This window comes from Thermomonospora echinospora (genome assembly GCF_900108175.1).
GTDB classification, from domain to species: Bacteria; Actinomycetota; Actinomycetes; order Streptosporangiales; family Streptosporangiaceae; genus Thermomonospora; species Thermomonospora echinospora.
Genome location: NZ_FNVO01000006.1, coordinates 52119 through 67229 on the forward strand (window position 1 = coordinate 52119; position 15111 = coordinate 67229).

Consider the following 15111-nt stretch of genomic DNA (forward strand, 5'->3'; position numbering starts at 1 on the left):
ATGATCAGGCCGAAGATCATTTGTCACTCATGTGTCACTGGGATCCGGCGCCACGATTGGACATCGAGCGTCATGCCGGGGGCTCCGCCGGCACCTTCTGGATCATGTCGGGACGGCCCTCGATCGGCTCGTGGATCTTGTGACGAGAGTCCTGCCTCGTGGTCATCGGGACCAGGGCCGGCTTCTGCCGGTCTCGTCCGGCGAGCCTCAGCGTCGGACATCACCGGTATTCGGGCGGGGCGAACGAGACAGGCCGGCGGCGGGCATGCCAGGTCATGCCGCTGGGCCGAGCGTGGCGGTCACGGTGTCCTCGGCTTGGCGGGGATACGTGGGCGGTACGGGTTCGGTGACCCCTTCCGCCTCGTCCTCTTCCGTTTTGTCGGAGACCACCGTGCCGGGACTGTTGCCGTAGGACGAACGGACATGCACGGTCACTCCGTGCCGGCAGGCGTATTCCACGCTGGACAGCGACAGCACCTTCGCGCCGGCGGCGGCCATCTCCCGCATCGTCTCGTAGGTCAGATGACGCAGCAGCCGGGCCTGTGGCACCAGTCTGGGATCTGCGGTATAGACGCCGTCCACGTCGGTGCAGATCTCGCACACGTCGGCTTTCAGGGCTGCGGCCAGTGCGACCGCCGTGGTGTCGGATCCGCCGCGGCCCAGGGTGGTGACCTCGTCGGTTTCCCGGCTCAGGCCCTGAAACCCGGCCACCAGCACGATGGTGCCCCGGTCGAGGAGGTGGCGTACGCGCTCGGGCCTGACGTCGATGATCCGGGCCTCACCGTGGTCCGAGGTCGTGATCACACCGGCTTGCGGGCCCGACAAGGAGCATGCGGGCGCACCCAGCGCGTGGATGGCCATCGCGGTCAGTGCGTTGGAGACCTGCTCACCCGACGCCAGCAGCATGTCCAGCTCGCGTGGGGGCGGAACGGGGTCCACTTCCCGGGCCAACCGGAGGAGTCCGTCGGTGGTGTCGCCCATGGCGGACACCACGACGACGATGTCGTGACCCGCTGCGTGTACCGCGACGATGCGTTCGGCGACGTACTTGATCCGCTTGGCGTTCCCCACCGAGGAGCCGCCGTACTTCCGGACGATGAGGGCCATCAGATGACACCTCGCGGCGGGCCGTTCCGGCCGGAGCGGGAGGAGGAGGTCCGAGGGCTGCACGCGGAGACGGCTTCCACGAGGATCGCGCAGGCCGTGTCCACCACCTCGGCGGTGACGTTGAGCGGGGGCAGGATCCGTACGACGGCGTCCTGTCGCCCGCCGCGTTCGACGATGAGCCCGTGCCGCAGGGCGGAGATCTGGACCTCGGACGCGACCTTGGTCGCGGGCCGGCCGTCTTCGGGGTCCGCCAGCTCGATCCCCCACATCAGACCGCGGCCGCGCACCTGACGGACCCACGGGGCGGCGGCCGGCCCTGCGAGCCGGTCTGCGATCTGCTCGCCCCGCCGAACGACGTTGCCCAGCAGGTCATCACGCCGCACGATGCGGATCGCCTCGACGCCTGCGGCGAACGCCAGCTGGTTCCCGCGGAAGGTCCCGATGTGCGCGCCGGGTGCCCAGGTGTCCAGCGCCGCGTCGTACAGGATGACGGCGACCGGTAGACCGATTCCGCTCAGCGCCTTGGAGGCCACGATGACATCCGGCTCGATGCCGTACTGCTCGAACGCGAACCAGGTGCCGGTGCGCCCGCAGCCGGTCTGCACCTCGTCGACGATGAGGGGGATGCCGAGGGAACGGGTCAACGCCCGCACCCGCCGTACGAAGTCCGTACCGGCGACGATGACCCCGCCCTCGCCCTGCACCAGTTCGAGAATGACCGCAGCGGGAAGCGGGATGCCGCCGTTGCTGTCGAGCAGCGCCCGTTCCAGCAGGGCGGCGTCGTCGGCGGTGCCGTACGGAAAGAAGTGGACGCCGGCCATCGTGTTGGGCACCGGTGCCTTCTGGGACACCAGGCCGCTGAGCGCCATGGTGGCGTGGGTGCTGCCGTGGAAAGCGCCTTGGAAGGAGATGACGTCACCACGGCCCGTCGCGATCTTGCACAGTTTCACGGCCGCCTCGACGGCGTTGGCCCCCGTCGGCCCGCAGAAGTGCACCTTCATCCGCGTGCGCAACCGCGGTGCGAGCATGGACAGCTGGGCCTGGGCGAAGGCGTCCTTGGCGGGCGTGGGGAAGTCCAGACCATGCGTGAGGCTGCCGAGCTGCCGGGCCACGACCTCGACGAGTTCCGGGTGATTGTGGCCCAGTGAAAGCACACCGGCTCCGGCGAGGAAGTCGATGAAGACATTGCCGTCGACATCGCGTACGAAGCTTCCGGCGCCCTCGGCCAATGCGATGGGCAGGTGCCGGGGATATGTGCGGGCGCTGGACTCCCACCGTTCCTGGCGTGCGAGGAGGCGGGCGGAGCCGGGTCCGGGCAGGTCGCCGCTGACATGAGGTGACGTCATCGGGGCGGACTGGAGGGATGTTGACGTTGTCACGGGATACCTCCGTGGTGGTGAGTGGCGGCGGGCTGTCCGCCGCGGCGGGGGGCCGCCGGAATGCCCTGCCAGCGGGTGCCATCAGGTAGCGATTCACCTTTCATGACCAGGGACATCGCATCCAGTGAGGTGCCGGCGCCAAGCCGCGCGTCGTACAGGACGACGGAGCGGACGCCGACCGAACCGGCTGCTCCGACCGTGACCCGGGACATCTTCATCACCCGGTCCTCGAACAAATGGGTCTGCAGGGAGGTGAATTCACCGATCGCGGCGTCATCGCCGACCGAGACCAGATCGAACTCGGTCAAGAACGTCGTGGAGAACCAGACGCGCCGGCCGATGCGGGCGCCGAACAGGCGCAGGATCACCGCTGCCCAGGGAGTGCCGGTGAGGAGGTTCATCAGGACCGGCACCACGAGGTTTTCGTACAGGCCGGTGCTCAGTTCGGTGCGCCGGACCCAGACGCTCCACAGCGGCTCGACACGCGGCCGGTAGCGCCCGATGACCAGCCACTTGAGGAGCACCGCGACGAGGGTGCAGGCGAGGGCGGCCCCGAGCAGCAGGGCCGGTCCGAGAAGGCATACGGCCGGCGGCGTGAGGACCGCGGCCAGATGCGCCCAGGCGTACAGGACGCTCAGGGCGCCCAGTGCGCCGATGGTCGCCGGGAGGGTCACCCGGAAGTACTCGATGGCCAGGCGTGCCGCGATCAGTCCGCGGGTCGGGGCGTAGGTCAGCTGCTCGGGAAAGTCCCGGCTGGACTCGCGCCGGGGCAGGAAGATCGCCGGTGATCCCAGCCAGGTCGTCTCGGGGTCGGCCGGTCTCGGCGGCGCCAGCGAGTGGACACCCAGGAGGCTGTTGTCGCCCAGCCGGTGGGATCCCGGCACCAGCGCCGCGTTGCCGACGAAGCTCCGCTGCCCGATCTCCGCCCGGTCCAGGGCGATTCGGCCTCGATGGAAGACCGCGGGCCCGATGACGCTGACGTCCGCCAGGAAGCTCTGCTCACCGATGACGAGCATGTCGGGGTCGACGAAGTTGACGGTCGCCACCTCGGCCCAGCGCCCGATCCGCGCGCCCATCCGGCGCAGGAACGGCACAAGGTAGAGGGTGGAGTACAGGGCCTGGGTCATGGTGAGGCTGAGGAGCATCAGGCCGTCGCTGATCCACTTGCGCATCCCGAAACCACTGCGCTCCGGATGGACACCCGCCCGGGCGGCCGGCATCACGGTCCGCTTGATCAGGAGAACGAAGGCGCAGGTGGCCAGGACGACCAGGGGTCCGGCCGCCGCCACCGAGGCGCAGGCCCACCAGATGCCGTAGTGCAAGGCGGTGTATTCGACCATCGTCGAGGCGGCCCCGAAGATCAGCAGCGGTATGAGCACGAGCAGCAGCGCCCCCGCGCCGTACCCGGCCAGCACCCGGGCCGGCCAGGGGCGGTCGTCGGCGGTGGCGGCCATGTCCTGAAGCAGCGGCGGGGGTGCGTCCTGGCGGGTGGCCGGAGAGCCGGCCCAGTGTTCATCCGGCGGTACGACGACGTCTTCGGGTACGAGCGACTGCTCGCCGACCGAAGCGCGGTCGCCGATGACCGCGCCGGGCTGCACGACGCTGTTGGCACCCACGAAACCGCCGGATCCGATCCGGACCGGCGCCAGCCGCAGCCAACCGCCCTCAACCGCGTACGTCTGGAGGCGGGCACCGTAGCCGATACTCGCACCGTCGCCGATCTCCAACAGGGAGGGCGGGGCGAGGACGGCCTGCAGATGACAGCCCCGGCCGATGCGGGCGCCGAGCATCCGCAGGCAGGGCGCAAGAAGCGGTGAGCCGCCCAGCAGGCGTAGCGGCGTCATGGTGAGCACCTTGCTGTGCAGCCAAAACCGCAGATAGGTGACGCCCCACAGCGGATAGTGCCCCGGGCGCACACCGGCCATCAGCAGCCGGCAGGCCACCAGCGGCAGCGGGAGCATGATGACCGCCAGCCATGCCGCTTCCAGCGCGATGAACGCCGGCAGCGGCATGTGGACGAGGCCGTCCATGACACTGCCGGCCGCCGGTGCCCCCATGGGGCCGTGCCAGGCGGCGAACTCCCGGTACAGCAGGATGACCAGCATCAGGCCGGGCAGCAGCAGCCACGTGTAGAGCCCGGCCAGTTGTGCCACACCGCAGGCCATGACCCGTGCGGTGGAATGGTGTCGGGGAACCGGCGCGGCCGCGGCGCCCGGCGACCGCTCCGCCACCGTCCCGCCGAGGCCGCTCTCGATGAGAGCGGCTTGGCCCCGGATGGTGGGATGGGCGTACAGATCCCCCATGGCCACGCCCTGCAACTGCGGGTCCAGGCGCATCCGGGATATCAGGCGGGCGGCGGTCATGGAGTGACCGCCCAGGTCGCAGAAGAAATCGTCCTCAACGGAGATCCCGTCGCAGCCGAAGATGTCCTGCCACAGCGCGGCCAGCCGGTGTTCCAGCGGTGTCCTCGCGGCGATGCGCGCCCCACAGCCGCGGGCGAGCGGCGGTGACGTCGGGGCGGGCAGCGCGGCACGGTCCACCTTGTCAGCGGTCAGCAGGGGAAACGCGTCAAGGACTTCCACATACGCGGGAATCATGTAGTCGGGCAGCCTGCGCCGCAGGACCGCGCGTAGACGTTCGCGCAGCGTGTCCTCCGCCAGAGGGGCCGACCGGTCGTTCAGCGTGACGTAACCGATCAGCTCCTGGGCGACGCCATCGCGTTCCAGTGGTGTGACGACCGCGTTCTCGACGGCGTCGTCCTCGCGCAGGACTTCTTCGATCTCCGCCGGCTCGATGCGGTAGCCGCGAATCTTCACCTGGGTGTCCACACGGCCCAGATACTCGATCTCTCCGGTGGCGGTGAACCGGCCGCGGTCGCCCGTGCGGTAGATCCGCGGAGCGTCGGCGCGGTCACGCCCCACCGGGTTGGGCACGAAACGCTCTGCGGTGAGACCAGAGCGGTTGAGGTAACCGATGGCCACCCCCGGGCCGCCGATGCAGATCTCGCCGCTGTCGCCCTCCACGACCTCCCGCAGCTCGTCGTCCATGATGTAGACGCGGTACGTGGGCAGCGGGGTGCCGATGGTGACCGGCCGGTGTGGGAGGAGCTCGCCGCACGCGGCGGTCACCGTCGTCTCGGTCGGGCCGTACGCGTTGATGATGCGCAGCCCCGGACGCCACCACTGCCGCACCAGGTCGAGAGGGCAGGCCTCGCCGCTGACCAGCAGGCTGCGTAGACAGGGCACCTCTGCGTCGAGGGTCGTCAGCAAGGTGGGCACACAGCACAAAACCGTGATCTTGTGTTCGGTGAGGAAATCCCCAAGTTCCGGCCCGGCGAGCCTGCCCCCGGACGGCCCCGCGACCAGCGTCGCCCCGGCCATCCACGCCGGCCAGATCTCCTCGACCGCGAAGTCGAAGGCGATCGACAGGCCCTGATAGACCCGGTCCTCGCTGCTCACCCGGTAGATCGGCGTGACGACCCGCAGGAAGTTGACGATGCTCGCATGGGACACCGCCACCCCCTTGGGCCTGCCCGTGGTGCCGGAGGTGTAGATGATGTAGCACTCCGACGACGGGTCGATGTCGATCGTCGGCCGGGTGTCCGGCTGCCGAGCCAACTGGTCGGATGCCTGGTCGAGTTCCAGCACGGCGCAGGGCAGGGCCTCCGTCCGTTCGCGCAGTGGCGATGCCGTCACCAGGTCGCGCAGTTCGGCGTCCTGCGCGATGAACGCCAAGCGGTCGGCGGGGAAGGACGGGGCGAGCGGGACATAGACCGCCCCCGCCTTGATCACCCCCAGCAGGGCGACGTAAATGTCGCAGGACCGCTCCAGCAGGATCCCGATGCGAGCGCCCGCCGTACCCCCGCGCGCCATGAGCAGATGTGCCAGCCGATTGGCCCGGCGGTCCAGCTCCGCGTAGCTCAGGTGCTGCCCTTCGCACACCACGGCGGTGGCTGCCGGGCTCTCGTCGCACGCGTGCGTGAAGTAGTCCGCGAGGACCCGCGCCGAGGGAGGGCGGTCGGCGGACGGTTGCCCTGCGCCGCCCCGGGCCTCGGGGAGGGGTCGTCTGCTCGTGATGTCCTTCGCATCGGGCGAAGCACTCATACTCCGACGCTATGGAAGAGCCGGTTAGCGCCCGCGAAGACGGAGGTTAGGCGACGGTTAACACCGGCGAGGCACTGGCAACGGCGCGCACTCCTCGGATACGGAGCCGCCAGTACCGCCTCTCCCCGACGCACTCTGCGGCTGGGCGAGTCCCGGCGAAGATCACCAACGGTGAGTGTCGTGGAACGTTGTTCCTTGGCGCCCACCGTGCCGATGGCATCACCATGGCAGGGGCGCCGGCCGCGCCTTCGGCCCTCTGATCGCCGTACGACGGCCGTACATCGGCGCCTACGATGGGAATCGTGGCCGCTCAGCTACTCGTCGTAGAGGACGATCCGGCCATCGGCTCGGAACTGGCCGAGGCGCTGACCGGGCATGGGTTCGGCGTGGTCCTCGCCGAAACCGGGCAGCGGGCGCTCGCCGCCGCCCGGGAGCGCCCGCCCGACCTGATCCTGCTCGATCTGGGCCTGCCCGACATCGACGGGGTGACGTTGTGCCGTCGGCTGCGCACCGCGCTGCCGTTGACGGTGATCGTGGTACTGACGGCGCGCACCCGCGAGTTCGAGGTGGTCGTGGCACTGGACGCGGGTGCCGACGACTATCTGACCAAGCCGTTCCGGCTCACCGAGCTGCTGGCCCGGTTGCGGGCGCATCTGCGCCGTCGGCAGGCGGTGCCGCAGGAGCGTGCCGTCGAGGTGGGACGGCTGCGGTTGGATCTGGCGGCTCAGCGCGCCCTGCTGGACGGCGTCGAGCTGGAGTTGCGGCCCAAGGAGTTCGACCTGCTGGCGGCCCTGGTCACCCGGGCCGGTCAGATGGTCACCCGGGAGCAGCTGATGGAGGAGGTGTGGGACGCCAACTGGTTCGGCTCCACCAAGACGCTGGATGTGCACGTCTCGGCGTTGCGCCGCAAGCTCGCCATGCTGGGCGAGGATCCCGAGCGCATCACGACCATCCGCGGGCGCGGGTACCGCTACGAGACCACCGGGTGAACATCCTGATCAGGGTAAGTGTCGTCAGCGGGCAGCAGCAGGGTGAACACCGGCGGACGGGGGGAGCCGAGCACCAAGCGGCCACCCTCGGCCTCGGCCAGCGAGCGGGCCAGCGCCAGCCCGATGCCGTGGCCGGCCGAAGGCGTGTCTCCGTCGGGCGGGCGGGGGCTGCGGCGGGCGAAGACGTCCGGTGCGTCGTCGGGGATGCCGGGCCCCTGGTCGGTGACGTCGATGGCCAGGCCGTCGCCCACATCGCCGGCCCGCACGGTGACCCGGCCACGGCCGTGTTCCAGGGCGTTGTCCAGCAGCACGTCCATGATCTGTGACAGCGCGGCGGGCGCCGCCCGGACCTGTGGCAGGGGCCGTCGTATCTCGATGTCCAGCCGGCGGCCCTGGGCGGCCAGCGGGCCGTGCCAGCGCCGCCGGGCCTGTTCCAGCAGTGCCGGGACGTTGAGCACTTGGTGGGCGGGCTCGCTGTCGCGGGCCAGGTCCAGCAAATCGTCGATGATGCTCTGAAGACGGCGGCCTCGCTCCAATGCGGTGCCGATGGCGGCGCGCAGATCCGCGCCGGGCCGCTCCAGTGCCGATTCCAGTCCCAGCAACAACCCGGTGAGGGGGGTCCGAAGCTGGTGGGAGACGTCCGCACTGAACGCGCGTTCGCGGTCCAGCACCGCCCCCAGCCGACGGGCGGTGGCCTCCAGAGCCAGACCGGCGGCGTCGGCCTCACGCAGGCCCGAGCGGCGGGTATGGACGCTGAAGTCACCGCCGCCGAGCTGCTGCGCGGCGGCCGTCAGCCGCTCCAGAGGCAGGGCCAGCCGCCGGGCCTGGTACTGGGCGAGCAGGGCGGCGCAGCCGATGACCAGCACGGCGAGCCCGGCCATCGCCAGCCAGGTCCGTTCCACCCGATCGGTGGTCAGGTCATAGGGGGCGCTGACCCGCACGACCGTGTTGATGCCTCCATCGGAGGCGACCGGGGCCGAGACGGCGAGCTGGCCGCGTTCGAGGCCATCGTGGACGCGCCCGTCGTGGCTCTGGGCGGCCAGTGGTGACACCGACGGCCCGGTCCCGGTCAGCCGTCCACCGTCGAGCCGGTAGACGCCTATGGCCAGCTGTGGCGACAGCCCTGCCAGCCGGGGCACGGGCCTGGGCTGATGATTGATGTCGTCGGGTACCACGGCGGCGACGCGGGTGGCATCGCGTTGCAGCCGGGTGATCGCCTCGTCGCGGTACAGCCGTTGTACCGCCACGGCCAGCGGCAGCGCGAACAGCACGATGGCCAGGGCCGTGACCCCGACGATCGCGACCAGGACCTGCCGACGCAGCGGCCTGCCCTTGGCCGGGCCTTGCCGGACGTCCATGCACGCCAGCCTGCCACCGGCAAGGTGAGACAAACGCCGGCCGGCCGTGGCGGTTCAGGACGAACGCGGTCTCCGTCCACATGAGTCCCACGAACCCCTGAAGTGGCCTTACGTACTTGTTCCAGCACACTACGTCGTGCGCTGGTGGCATGACGACGACTGCAGGAACGCCACCAGGCGGCCGTCGGCGCCGAGATCGTCGGCCGAGGCCACCGCGACGGCCGAGCCTCCGGCGATCATGCCGAGGGCGGCGGTAGCCCGGTCCCCCCTGGGCGCTCCAAGCTTCAGGCTCCGACGCCGGAGGAACTGCGGACCGTCCGCAACCTGATCAACGAGGCCGCGGCGATCCCGGACAGCGCCTACGAGTGGGACCTGCACGACATCTACCAGGCGGGCCTGGACCTGGTACGGGAACTACAGGTACTGGCACAGCATCCGGCCGATGACGGATACATGGAGTTGGACCGGCGCGGCGCCGAGTTGCTGTCCCAGGTCCTGACCGAGCGTGAGAAGAAGGCCGGTCTGGTCATCGTCTCCAGCGAGTCCTTCGGCAAAGCGCACATGTTCGCGCGGACCTGTGCGCGGTGGTGCCGAAGGGTTACGGGTTCAGTGTCGCGGGCGGCACTTCGTTTGGGGGCGCGCGGGCCTGCGGCTACTGGGTTCCTCGTGGGTGTGCCCGTGCGGGGGTGGGCTCCTCGTCGGTCAGGAGCGTACGTAGCGTCGGAACGTGGTTCCCGAGGCGAAGGAGCGGTGCTCGACCAGGCGCAGCCGTAGTTCTTTCCTCACGGGCAGGTACGGTTTGCCACCTCCGATGATCACGGGGAACGCATGCACCCAGAACTCGTCGATCAGGTCCAGCAGGCAGGCGGCCAGCTCGGGGCCGCCGAGTTGGAGGGTGCCGTCTGCATCTCGCCGTATCGGTGGACGACTCTAGTCATGCTCGCCCCACGGCGTGATCACCGTCAGCAGTACCGGCTCCTACCGCCTGGCCCAGGCCCGCGCCCGCACCGAACAGGCCGCCGGCCGGCCCTCCCACCACGCCTCTCCAAGGGGAGCAGCCAAGATAAGCCAGAAAAAGCCCAGGTCAACGGGAGTGTGCCCGTCTGGTGAGGCGTGACGAGGGCGTGGAATACGCTCAGCCCGCCTCGCTCCCGCCCACGGGCGGCGGGTCAGCCGTTTGCCACGACCCGGCGGTGGTGGCTTGGATGGGCCGGGTGCGTTTCGTTCGCTTCACCGACGACCAAGGGGAACCGCTCATCGACCCCCGCGCCTACCTGGAACGGCTGCCGGAACTGGCCCCCGAGTTGCCGCCGGGGGCGCGGGAGTTCGCCACCGACCCGGGGCATTACGACTTCCACGGGCAGCGGTGCGTCAAGGACCTGAAGCTGCGTTCCCAGGCCTGGGACCCGGAGGCGAATGCGCTGGAGCTGTTCTTTCGGCACAACTGCTGGAAACACGAGGAGGACCTGACGATCCGCTACGCGGGTCTGCGCAGCCTCCACACGGACCTCGCCGTGGTCTCCGACCCGGTCAGCACGACGTTCGACGTGGTGCTGGACGAGGTGCTGCCGCACCAGGGCGGCTGCCTGCACGAGATCGAGTTCTGGGGCGGAACGATGGTCGTGGCGGCCGACGACCTGACCGCCGCCTGGACCGGAGCCGACTGCCCTGACAGGTCCCGCTAGGGGCTTGTGGCGGGAATGTGCGGGACTGCGGCCCGCCTTTCGCTCATGCAGTTCCACCGCACCCCCGGTCGGAGGAACGGATCCCCTGGCCCCAGAAGGTCGGGGCGGTCAACGCTGTCCAGCCGCAGAACTGGCAAGAACGGCTCAAGCGGCGGCGCCAGGACGAGTAACGGGCCACCGACACCCGCGACCCCGTCCCGTATCCCCCGATCTGCGACCTACTGGGCAGGTGCCTGGGCGAGCGACAGGCTGTTCCCGTCGGGATCCCGCACGACGACATGGCGCACACCGTTGCCGTAGGTCTCCACCGGTTCGTGGCCGATGCCGTGCACGGCGAGGCGGGCCAGGATGTCATCGAGGTCGGTCACACCGAGCGTGATCATGGCACCGCCTGCCCGCTCGGCCCGGTCGTCGACGACCACCCACGCGTTCTCACCGACCTGCCACAGGTATTCCTCGCCGATGACCCGTCCGCCGCGCGCCCGAAGAACGCCTCGAACCACTCCAGTGCCTTGGTCCGATCACTCACCGGCATGATGCTGTACAAGTCCACTCGGACCACTCTCCTCAGCCGTTTCGGAACTTAGACCACTCCCGTGACTGGAACTCACCGGAGGAAGACGGCCCAGGTCTCCGCGAGGAACCTGAGGACAGGCGATCACTCACCCTTCCGGGAAATGTTCAGGAACCGAACGTTCTGTTTTTGAACGTCGGCCCACCGGCCGTGGACGGCCAGGGCACGCCAGGTAGGCACACCGATCTTGATGACACTCTTAGATTCCACGTGGTAGCTGTGAGTAGGCATGTTGGTTCTCGGCCCCGCCCGACCCTCATCACTCCCCCGGTCCGATCTTGGGAGGTCACCGGTGCCCAGCCCTTTCGTCCGCCGGCTCCGGCTGGCCGCCGAACTGCGCGCGCTGCGCGAGGAACGCGGAATGACCGCCGACGAGTTGTCGCGGCTGCTGTACCAGTCGCGGCCGAAGGTCTCCAAGCTGGAGAACGGCCATCTGCGCCCCGACCTGGCCCTGGTCATGAAGATCCTGGACCTGCTCGACGTCACCGGCGACAAGTGGCACGAGGTGGTCACCATCGCCCGGGACGCCGCCGAACGCGGCTGGTGGGACAGATACGGCGCCGCCATGGGCGACCGCCAACGCATGTACGCCGACATCGAGTCCGGCGCCAAGAGCATCCGTGGTTACAACCAGTTCGGCATCCCGGGGATCTTGCAGACTCCCGAGTTCACCATGGCGCTCGTCGAGCTCGACAAGGCCGACGGACCGCTGGACTACAGCCCGGAACGCATGATCAAAGCACGTCTGCAACGCCGGAAGGCCGCATTCGGCCCTGAAGGACTGACATACGAACTGATCTTGGACGAGTTCGTCATGCGGCGTCTGGCCGTCGCTCCCGAGGTCATGAGCGCCCAGCTTCTGCACCTGGTGGAAACCGCGTCCTACGAGCCTCGGCTCACCGTCCACGTCCTGCCCATGGATGCACGCATTGAGGGCGGCTTCCTGGCACGATCAACGTTTGCGATCTACACGTTCCCCGATCCGAACGACCCGACGATGGCGATCGCCGACACGGTCAACACCGACGTAGTGCACACCGCCACAACCGAAGTGGCGCGGTACATCGAGTTGTACCAGCGGCTCCGTGACGCATCCCTCTCGGCCGTCAGCAGCCTTACGTTCCTGGAGGAGGCAGCCAATCGACTTGCCAAGATGGCAGGATCGTAAGCATGTCCATCAAGTACGCGCGCTGGCGCAAGTCAAGCCACAGCGCCCCCAACGGCGACTGCGTTGAAGTAGGCATCTCCCACATGGGCGCGATCGGAGTACGTGACACTAAGCAGGACGGCACAGGCCCCGTCCTGGAGTTCACCCGCCCGGAGTGGGCCGCGTTCCTATCGGCCATCCGCTCGGCCGACCCCAGGCGATGAGCACGGCCGAGTGCGAGAGATGCGGGCTCACCATCAGGCTGGGCTGAACCTGCAACCTCACACCGGCCGGCGAGGCTATTGCGAGAAGATCCAGCCGATTGCCTGACGGGTCAGTTCGTCTTCGACCGCCGAGCTCCTCGGGCCTTCGCGCTCGGCCGCGTCCTCCTGGGTCGGGCTGGTGAGGTAGGTCCGCCGGGTGCGTGGGTCGGCGATGACGCTGGCAAAGCGCAGGTCTCCTGCGAACAGCAGTACCCCGTAGCCGTCCGTCATGGCCTGCCAGGTTTCCATACGGAACCTGACCGTGTGCTGTGCGGCGACACTGTGATCGGGAGCCAGCAGGGACACGCGGGTGACGACGTGGCTCCGGCTCTGGTGCGTGCTCTCGGCCCGGCAGGGCCACGCCTGCCAGGGTTCCCGCTGGATCATCGTGGCCATGTTCCGGGTGCGCCGTCGACGCTCTATCAGCCCCGCCCATAGCGCCAGGATGAGACCGCTTCCACCACCGGTCAGTCCCATCCACAGGAAGAGTCCTGGGAAGCCGAGGGCGCCACTGAGCAGCGCGGGGCTGGTGAGCACGATGACCAGGATGAGAGGCGGGAGCGCGGTCAGCACGGTCCAGGGCGGGAACCGGTATCCGCTGGACGCGAGAATTTCGGCGAGGGCCCATGGGGTCATCTGTGCAGCGGGCCGGGGGGTGACGGCATATCCGTACTGTCGGGCGAGCACGACCAAGAATTATGCAGGAAGGTTCTTGGGAGAGGAAGCCGCGAACCCCGATGACCAGGCCCTCCGCGCAGGTCCAAACGATCGGGAAAACAGAACATCGTCGCAGGTGGGAGCGCTATTCAACCCCATCGACATCCACGAATCAGCCCGGGCCGGCGCACCGGTGGTCAGCGCGACCTGTTTCGCGCGACGGTCAACGACCTGCGCTCGTTCCTTGTTGTGCTTTCCTCACCGACCAGGCCACTCGGGGTTATCGCCTACTGGCGAGCGGAGATAGCGGGAGACGTGGATCTTCCCGCGGTTCCCGTAAGGTCGGCCGGGCCGGCTCCGTCGGTCAGGCGTCCTCGCTGATGCCACCGAGCCGCTCGATGTCCTCGGCGGGGATTGCGGTGAACAGGGAGACGCTGGAGGTCGCCGACCCCTCGCACCTACGAAGCCTTTCGGGCATGGCCTGGCGCATCTCCGCACAGCAGTCTGACGGAGAAGGACCCGGCACGCGCTTCTCCGCGCCGTGGCCTGGGACTGTCTGCGTTCTCAGCCCACCGAACGAGAAGTCCCTCACTCGTTTCCGACGTCGGCCCCGTTCCCGCCGATGTGCAGCCCCAGGATGACTCCGAGCTTCACACCGCCGTCGTCAACGCGCTGTTGGCGTACGCCGAGCAGCACAAGTTCGCTCAAGTGGAGCCGACGGCGGAGTTCACGCAGGACCAGGAGGCGCATGAGTTCCTCCCCGAGAACGACTTCGCTTTCCTGACCGGGGCTCTCTTCGATCAGGGGTGGCGGCGGGCTCTCCGAAGCCGACTCCGGGACGTACCGATGAAGGCCGAGGCGGACGAAGCCGGAGGTCATCACTCAGTCAATCCCATGCCTGTTGACCAGCGGCAACTCACATACCACCACCGTGGACGCAACCGCTGGCCGACCGCCCCGACGTCTGGAAGGTCCGCAATGAACCACGCCTCTTCCTCGGAGAAGAGTGGAGTTGAGTACGCGGAGGTCTGGCTCTGAGTAGCCGTACTCAGGGCCAGGTCCACTGCTCGCGCCCACACTGCGATCATGAGTCGGCTTTCCGGGGAAGACCCTCGCATCGGTCGTGTACGGCGACCCTCCCGTGTCCGGCGCGGCGCGGTGCTGGCGGCGCTGTGCGCGCTCGCTCTCGCCGCATGCGGCACTGACTGGGCGAACGGCAAGGACCAGAAGACCGGGCCTCATGACCAGGGCGAGGTCGCCTCGGCCGCACCCTCCCCTACCGAGGCCGAGGAATCCGAGGGGCCCGAATTCCTGGCGTTCATGGAACTCCTCAGCTCCCTGGCCGAGCCGTGCCTGAAGGACCTCCCAGCCCCAGAACCGCCTAAGGAGCCGGGGCCGGCAAGACCGCCTACCGCACCCCTGCCCGAGCTGACCGTCCCGGACGGGCCGCCATCCCCAGGGAAACCCCGGGATCGGCAGACCGCCATGAAGGAGGTGGAGCTGAGCTCCGCGGAGAAGTGCGAGGCCCGCATCCACGCCCGCCGCATCACCAAGGCCCTCAAGAGCGCCCCCGGCCCGACGTCGCAGCACGTCGAAAAGATCCTGCGCAGCCTCGGCTACATCGACGAGCGGCTCCACGGCCCGCAACCCTCGGGCCAGAGCGTGGTGTTCACCCTCGACCTGCGGGTGCTGGGCGGCCGGCTATGCCTGTTCGGCAACGTCACCGGCACGAAGACCCACATCGAACCGTACGGCGTTTCCCCGGAAGTCGGCTGTCTCGACGTACAGCGCCGTCACTGAGCAACAAGACGGACCCCGGTAGTCGACAAGGAGCCTCCGGACGAGGAGA

The 15111-nt window shown here is 68.8% G+C and carries 13 protein-coding genes; 5 read left to right on the forward strand and 8 right to left on the reverse strand.

What is annotated here, in order from left to right:
• Window positions 1–273: 273 nt before the first annotated feature.
• The 3 genes from C4U03_RS16005 to C4U03_RS16015 are packed head-to-tail and all read right to left on the reverse strand — an operon-like array spanning window position 274 to window position 6589.
• Window positions 274–1107 (reverse strand): aspartate kinase, encoded by an 834-nt coding sequence (locus C4U03_RS16005; protein WP_103938583.1) that lies wholly within the window; start codon window positions 1105–1107, stop codon window positions 274–276.
• Window positions 1107–2453, reverse strand: a complete 1347-nt coding sequence (locus C4U03_RS16010; protein WP_103938584.1) for an aspartate aminotransferase family protein — start codon at window positions 2451–2453, stop codon at window positions 1107–1109. Before C4U03_RS16010 ends, C4U03_RS16005 begins: the two co-directional genes overlap by 1 nt.
• 29 nt (window positions 2454–2482) lie before the next feature.
• A complete protein-coding gene (locus C4U03_RS16015) occupies window positions 2483–6589 on the reverse strand; it encodes a Pls/PosA family non-ribosomal peptide synthetase (protein ID WP_103938585.1) in 4107 nt (1368 codons plus the stop codon).
• A gap of 293 nt (window positions 6590–6882) precedes the next feature.
• Here C4U03_RS16015 and C4U03_RS16020 point away from each other — a divergent pair, with 293 nt between their 5' ends.
• Window positions 6883–7578 carry a response regulator transcription factor gene (locus C4U03_RS16020; RefSeq protein WP_103938586.1) on the forward strand — a complete coding sequence of 232 codons (696 nt, stop codon included), beginning with the start codon at window positions 6883–6885 and terminating at the stop codon, window positions 7576–7578.
• On the opposite strand, the gene C4U03_RS16025 is transcribed toward C4U03_RS16020, so the two are convergent.
• Both C4U03_RS16025 and C4U03_RS42970 read right to left on the reverse strand, forming a co-directional pair.
• Entirely contained in the window at window positions 7560–8936 is a 1377-nt protein-coding gene (locus C4U03_RS16025) for a HAMP domain-containing sensor histidine kinase (RefSeq protein WP_103938587.1), read from the reverse strand. The genes C4U03_RS16020 and C4U03_RS16025 overlap by 19 nt on opposite strands.
• 702 nt (window positions 8937–9638) lie before the next feature.
• The gene (locus tag C4U03_RS42970; RefSeq protein WP_146087424.1) at window positions 9639–9854 is read right to left on the reverse strand and encodes a dihydrofolate reductase family protein; all 216 of its coding nucleotides are present in this window, start codon (window positions 9852–9854) and stop codon (window positions 9639–9641) included.
• A gap of 287 nt (window positions 9855–10141) precedes the next feature.
• On the opposite strand from C4U03_RS42970, the gene C4U03_RS16035 reads away from it, so the two are divergent.
• Window positions 10142–10621 carry a hypothetical protein gene (locus C4U03_RS16035; protein WP_103938588.1) on the forward strand — a complete coding sequence of 160 codons (480 nt, stop codon included), beginning with the start codon at window positions 10142–10144 and terminating at the stop codon, window positions 10619–10621.
• 218 nt (window positions 10622–10839) lie between these two features.
• On the opposite strand, the gene C4U03_RS41145 is transcribed toward C4U03_RS16035, so the two are convergent.
• A complete protein-coding gene (locus tag C4U03_RS41145; RefSeq protein ID WP_200827266.1) occupies window positions 10840–11043 on the reverse strand; it encodes a VOC family protein in 204 nt (67 codons plus the stop codon).
• A 444-nt stretch (window positions 11044–11487) separates the two neighbouring features.
• Between C4U03_RS41145 and C4U03_RS16045 the strand changes: the two genes are divergently transcribed.
• Entirely contained in the window at window positions 11488–12363 is an 876-nt protein-coding gene (locus C4U03_RS16045; protein ID WP_103938589.1) for a helix-turn-helix domain-containing protein, read from the forward strand.
• A gap of 2 nt (window positions 12364–12365) precedes the next feature.
• Window positions 12366–12566, forward strand: a complete 201-nt coding sequence (locus C4U03_RS16050) for a DUF397 domain-containing protein (RefSeq protein ID WP_103938590.1) — start codon at window positions 12366–12368, stop codon at window positions 12564–12566.
• A gap of 75 nt (window positions 12567–12641) precedes the next feature.
• Here C4U03_RS16050 and C4U03_RS16055 read toward each other — a convergent pair whose 3' ends face one another.
• Both C4U03_RS16055 and C4U03_RS16060 read right to left on the reverse strand, forming a co-directional pair.
• Window positions 12642–13292: a hypothetical protein gene (locus C4U03_RS16055; protein WP_160147011.1), complete on the reverse strand. Its 651-nt coding sequence runs from the start codon at window positions 13290–13292 to the stop codon at window positions 12642–12644.
• Between the two features lie 558 nt (window positions 13293–13850).
• A complete protein-coding gene (locus tag C4U03_RS16060; RefSeq protein ID WP_103938592.1) occupies window positions 13851–14141 on the reverse strand; it encodes a hypothetical protein in 291 nt (96 codons plus the stop codon).
• 207 nt (window positions 14142–14348) lie between these two features.
• On the opposite strand from C4U03_RS16060, the gene C4U03_RS41150 reads away from it, so the two are divergent.
• Window positions 14349–15062, forward strand: coding sequence for a hypothetical protein (locus tag C4U03_RS41150; protein ID WP_200827267.1), 714 nt, complete (start codon window positions 14349–14351; stop codon window positions 15060–15062).
• The last annotated feature ends 49 nt before the right edge of the window (window positions 15063–15111 follow it).